Origin of the sequence: Pseudomonas fuscovaginae SE-1, assembly GCF_000364705.1 — a bacterium.
Classification (GTDB): domain Bacteria; phylum Pseudomonadota; class Gammaproteobacteria; order Pseudomonadales; family Pseudomonadaceae; genus Aquipseudomonas; species Aquipseudomonas fuscovaginae_A.
This window is the reverse complement of sequence record NZ_AQOH01000403.1, coordinates 1-5,537: the sequence shown is the minus strand read 5'-3', so window position 1 is coordinate 5,537 and position 5,537 is coordinate 1. Positions and strand designations below refer to the sequence as shown.

General features: G+C 50.2%; 3 protein-coding genes and 1 pseudogene. 3 read left to right on the top strand and 1 reads right to left on the bottom strand.

Features of this window, described 5'->3' with window-relative positions; all coding sequences use genetic code 11:
• On the bottom strand, positions 1–1,881 hold a 1,881-nt coding region (locus K675_RS0130160; protein ID WP_026145664.1), incomplete at its 3' end, for a polysaccharide biosynthesis protein.
• Positions 1,882–2,664: 783 nt separating this feature from the next.
• Between K675_RS0130160 and wecB the strand changes: the two genes are divergently transcribed.
• The 3 genes and pseudogenes from wecB to K675_RS31740 form a co-directional block, all read left to right on the top strand.
• Complete coding sequence (gene wecB / locus K675_RS0130150; RefSeq protein ID WP_026145663.1) at positions 2,665–3,798, top strand: non-hydrolyzing UDP-N-acetylglucosamine 2-epimerase; 1,134 nt, start codon at positions 2,665–2,667, stop codon at positions 3,796–3,798.
• Between the two features lie 3 nt (positions 3,799–3,801).
• On the top strand, positions 3,802–5,067 hold the full coding sequence (gene wecC / locus K675_RS0130145) for a UDP-N-acetyl-D-mannosamine dehydrogenase (protein ID WP_017907162.1): 1,266 nt from the start codon (positions 3,802–3,804) through the stop codon (positions 5,065–5,067).
• 121 nt (positions 5,068–5,188) lie between these two features.
• Positions 5,189–5,537 (top strand): annotated as a pseudogene (locus K675_RS31740) (hypothetical protein); the annotation flags it as partial.

The window sequence follows — 5,537 nt, the reverse complement described above, 5'->3', positions numbered from 1 at the left end:
TACAGCGCTTAGCAATTCTGACAATTTCACCTTGAGAACATCCCATGGTAAATAATCTTCATCCGCCGTCATGATCATGGGATGCTGAGTGGCAGAGACATTGTCACCAATCAGCAGTTCCTCATACAATTTTTCTCCTGGACGAAGCCCCGTGAATTCAATAGAGATATCACCATTAGGATTGGTTTCTGAGCACACACTCAATCCCGATAGATGAACCATCTTTTCCGCCAGTTCAACAATTTTTACGGGCTTCCCCATATCGAGAACGAATACATCTCCCCCCGTCCCCATGGACCCTGCTTGAATGACCAACTGCGCAGCCTCAGGAATGGTCATGAAATAACGGGTGATCTTCGGATGAGTAACCGTTAGCGGGCCACCCGACTTTATCTGTTTGTGAAATAAAGGAATTACCGAGCCAGAAGAACCCAGAACGTTCCCAAAACGCACCATCGTGAAACGAGTCTTGTTAACCTGCGAGACTTTGGCTTGCTCTCCGAATAGCACTGGAGCAAGCTCTCGACTCAAAGCCTGCAAGGTCAGCTCAGCCAGCCGCTTGGTGCTACCCATGATATTGGTCGGACGCACCGCCTTATCGGTAGATATAAGAACGAAATTAGCAACACCTGCGTGCAAAGCAGCCTGAGCAGTATAGAGAGTACCCATAACATTATTCAGAACGCCTTCGGCAATATTATGCTCGACCATTGGTACATGCTTGTAGGCAGCGGCATGATAAACGGTATCAACACGCCAAGTCCTCATGATCTCAAGAAGCTTACCCTGATTACGAACAGACCCGAGAATTGGCAGAAGACGAACGGAAAGAGACTCACGGGCAATCTGCTGCTCAAGCTCACAGAGAATGCTGTACAGGTTGAACTCACTGTGCTCAAACAAGAGCATCGTGGTCGGCTGCAGCATCAGGATCTGGCGGCATAACTCCGAACCAATAGATCCACCTGCACCAGTGATAAGCACAGTCTGAGATTTGATGCAGCGCTCAAGCAATTCCTCCTGCGCCTGCACTGAGTCACGCCCCAGTAGGTCAGCGATATCTACCTCCTGAATATCATCAACCTTCACACGACCACTCGCCAAATCCATGAAACCAGGGACGCTACGCACATGCAACGGATAGCTTTCAAGCAGGCTGAGAATTTCACGACGCCTGGCACGGGAGCACGACGGCACAGCCAGGAGAATCTCCTGAGCCCCAGTGGTATCAATCATTTGCTGAATGTGTTTAGGCTTATACACATGCAGACCTGATATTACACGACCAGCAATACCACTATCATCATCGATAAACGCGACAGGACGCATAGCCCGCCCCATGCGCAAGGCCGTCGCCAATTGGTTGCCTGCCGCTCCCGCACCATAGATAGCCACTTTAGGCAAACCGTTGTCACGGCTGGTGAAGGGTGCATGCTGAGCCGCCGAAAACCAATCACCCAAAAAATACTGGCGCATAGCCAACCTCACCCCCCCCAGCATGACCAGGCTCAGCCACCAGTAATTGAACACAACCGACCGCGGCAAAACACCCCGCTGATTACCATACCAATATATTATAATCCCAAGGATAAGAGCTGAAAGACTTACAGCCTTGGCAATGGCAATCAGCGCATCATTACCAAAGTAACGCATTACAGCTCGGTACATACCAAAACGAACAAACAGAGGAATAGAAACAATTGGTGCTACAGCAAATAACCAGATGTGATTCCTCACAAAACCACCAACATCCGTGATACCGAGACGAACAAAGAATGCCATCCAAAGAGAAAGCCACACCAATACTATATCGGCAGTCACTTGCAATATCCGCTTTTGCCGACGCGGCAATTTCAATAGAAAAGCTCTTATTCTATCCATAGCTATATTGAACACCTACTCAAATTCCAGAAGCCAAAACCAACGACCACCTTCGAATTAAACCATCATCACCTAAAAACATTCTACTTCTTCGACGCTTGCGAGGAGCCCCAAGGCACCCGCCCAGGCTCGACAGGGCTAAGCCCCTTAAATTAGAGTCGAGCCTGAAGCCGCAATACCACCTCCCATGAGACAATCAGCCTCCCCTCCAGAATCACCAACACGAAGAGAAGCGTGATCTGGATCAGGGAAAGGATGACCCGCCCCCTATTTTTAGGCACCAACACAATGGCCAGCTCGCCAGGCGCGAGCCACCATGACAACAGTCGACAGAGATGAGTGCAACCCGCCGTGAGACCATGTCCCAGAGTAGCCCTCAGCGAGAGCTGCTACACCTGGGAAGTCGATGATCCAGTCACCCCATAGCATCGCATGGACCACCGCTCAGTCTACCATACACTTTCCCGACACATAAGGTCCGCACCTCTCACCCCTTGACAGATCAACGACCTGGCGCACGCGAATGGCCTAGCCAGTGTCGATTACCGATACAAATCCACCCACAGAGCGCCTTGCAATATACCGAAAATAAAGGCGTAATAATCGCCCCCGTACAGGGGCCCAGATTTTTCGCAGAGAACAAGCGACGGCAGTCGATTTTATGATTTCAAAGAAAACCATAATTTTCAAAATAAAAACAACAAAAAAATACTTCCAATCACTTCCGTCATGCAACATCAGCGTGCATGACAATAAGACTCTTTACTTTCGAGCGGTGTAACTATGACTTTGAAGACCCTCTGCGTATTTGGGACACGCCCTGAAGCAATCAAGATGGCCCCACTGGCATTAAGTTTGGCCGCGGATAAACGCTTTGAAGCCAAGGTATGCGTGACAGGTCAACATCGTCAGATGCTGGATCAGGTACTCGATCTATTTGAACTGAAACCTGACTTCGACCTGAACATTATGAAACCCGGCCAGGATCTGACAGATGTCACGACCACTATCCTGCAAGGAATGAAAATCGTTCTCGCGAACTTCAAGCCCGATGTGGTATTAGTGCACGGAGACACTGCGACTACCTTTGCAGTGACGCTAGCCGCCTATTACCAACAGATCCCGGTTGCCCATGTCGAAGCAGGATTGCGCACCGGCAACCTCTACTCGCCTTGGCCGGAGGAAGCCAACCGGAAGCTTACCGGCGCCCTGGCAACCCTGCATTTCGCTCCAACCGAAACCTCCAGAGAAAACCTGCTCAAGGAAGGGGTCCCCCCTGACAGCATCCATGTCACAGGAAATACTGTCATCGACGCCCTACTTGACGTGGTAGAAAAAATCAACAACAACCCATCTCTCCAGCAACAATTTCATCATGATTTTTCGTTTCTCGGAGACAAAAAAAGAATTATCCTTGTCACTGGTCATCGACGTGAAAGCTTTGGCGGAGGCTTTGAGAAAATCTGCCAAGCGCTAGCCGAAACAGCGCATACCTTTCCCGATGTCGAAATCGTGTACCCCGTCCATCTGAACCCCAACGTTCGCGAGCCTGTTAACCGGCTGCTGTCGGGAATCAAAAACATTCACCTGATCGAACCATTGGATTACCTACCTTTCGTCTACTTGATGAATCGCTCTTATCTTATACTCAGCGATTCGGGCGGGATACAAGAGGAGGCCCCATCACTGGGCAAACCTGTTCTCGTCATGCGCGACACGACTGAACGACCGGAAGCAGTAGAGGCCGGCACCGTTAAGCTGGTCGGCACCGAAACTGAAGTGATTACTGAGAACCTGAAGTCTCTGCTCACGGATGAAAACGCATATCGCCAGATGAGCTTTGCTCACAATCCTTATGGTGATGGTAAAGCCTGCGCCCGCATTCTTGAAAGTCTTTCCCAAACCCAACAGGGCTAATACATGAGCTTTGAAACTATTTCCGTCGTCGGCCTCGGCTATATTGGCCTACCTACTGCTGCGGTTTTTGCCGCACGAAAGAAAAAGGTCATAGGCCTCGATGTAAATAACAATGCTGTCGACACCATAAACAAAGGCGATATTCATATTATCGAACCTGATCTAGATATCGTGGTGCGCGCAGCCGTTACGGAAGGATATCTGCGTGCAACTACCCGGGCGGAGCCGGCAGACGCTTTCCTCATTGCTGTGCCGACGCCATTCAAGGGTGAACATGAACCGGACCTTTCATACATCGAGTCGGCTAGTAAGGCTATTGCTCCAGTTCTGAAAAGAGGCAACTTGGTCATTCTGGAGTCCACCTCTCCGGTAGGGGCCACCGAACAGATGTCCGCCTGGCTAGCCGAAGCTCGTCCGGATCTCACCTTTCCACAAACCCATGGCGAAGACTCGGACATCCGTATCGCTCACTGCCCAGAACGCGTTCTACCAGGGCACGTACTGCGCGAACTGATCGAAAACGATCGAATCATCGGCGGCCTCACTGCCAAATGTTCCGATGCAGCCATGCGGCTTTACAAAACCTTCGTGGAAGGCGAGTGCATCATCACCGATGCGCGCACCGCTGAAATGTGCAAGCTCACCGAAAACAGCTTCCGCGACGTGAACATTGCCTTTGCCAACGAACTGTCGATCATATGCAATAAGCTGGGTATAAGCGTCTGGGAACTGATACACCTGGCCAACCACCATCCGCGCGTTAACATATTGCAGCCAGGCCCAGGCGTAGGCGGCCACTGCATCGCAGTAGACCCGTGGTTTATCGTGAGCAAGACACCCAATGAGGCACGCCTGATCCGCACAGCACGCGAAGTGAATGACAGCAAACCGATCTGGGTGCTGAACCAAGTGAGACAGGCTGTGGGGCGCCACCTACAGGAACATCCATCCAAAAGCGCCAAAGACCTGGTAATCGCCTGCCTGGGACTGGCCTTCAAGCCGGATATCGATGACTTGCGTGAAAGCCCTTCACTGGGAATAGCACGGCAGATAGTAGAAGAGCACCCAGGTGAGGTCATCGTGGTAGAACCCAATATCGAGCACCTTCCGGCCTCACTGGAAGGAAAAACGACTCTTTACTGCATCGACCAGGCTCTGGAAAAGGCAGATATCATTGTCCTGCTGGTCGACCACAGCAGCTTTAAAGCTATCCCCAAGAGTCGCCTCAAAAATCTGAATATCATAGATACACGAGGCATCTGGGCGTAATCACGGGGATCGTTTTCCTTGCAAAAGCGACATAACGCGGAGCGCCTTACCACAGCGACCGCGTTATGCGCCAGACAACGTATATTGCTGTTTGCTGCGATAAGGCCGAAGGTATTTTACGATGACAAGTCTGCTGATTCAGGCACTGACACTCATAAGCGGATTGGTAGTTAACTTCGTAATACCTGGCCTATACGGGCTGGATGCCTACGGCCAGTTCATCAAAGCCAATGTATTGGTTTTTTTGTTTCAAAAGCTTCTGGATATAATCAACGAACAATTACTGGCAAGTGTTGAAGCTGAATATATACTTATTACCGCGCTCTTCATGGCAGGACTGGTTTTTTCACTGTTCTCCATAGCAAATATATTTAGCTACATCGGCAGTCCATATTTATTGAGCGTGATGCTTCTGAGCTCCTCCTGCCTACTATCTCTATTTGCCTTGCGTCTTCATCGGCATATTGTTC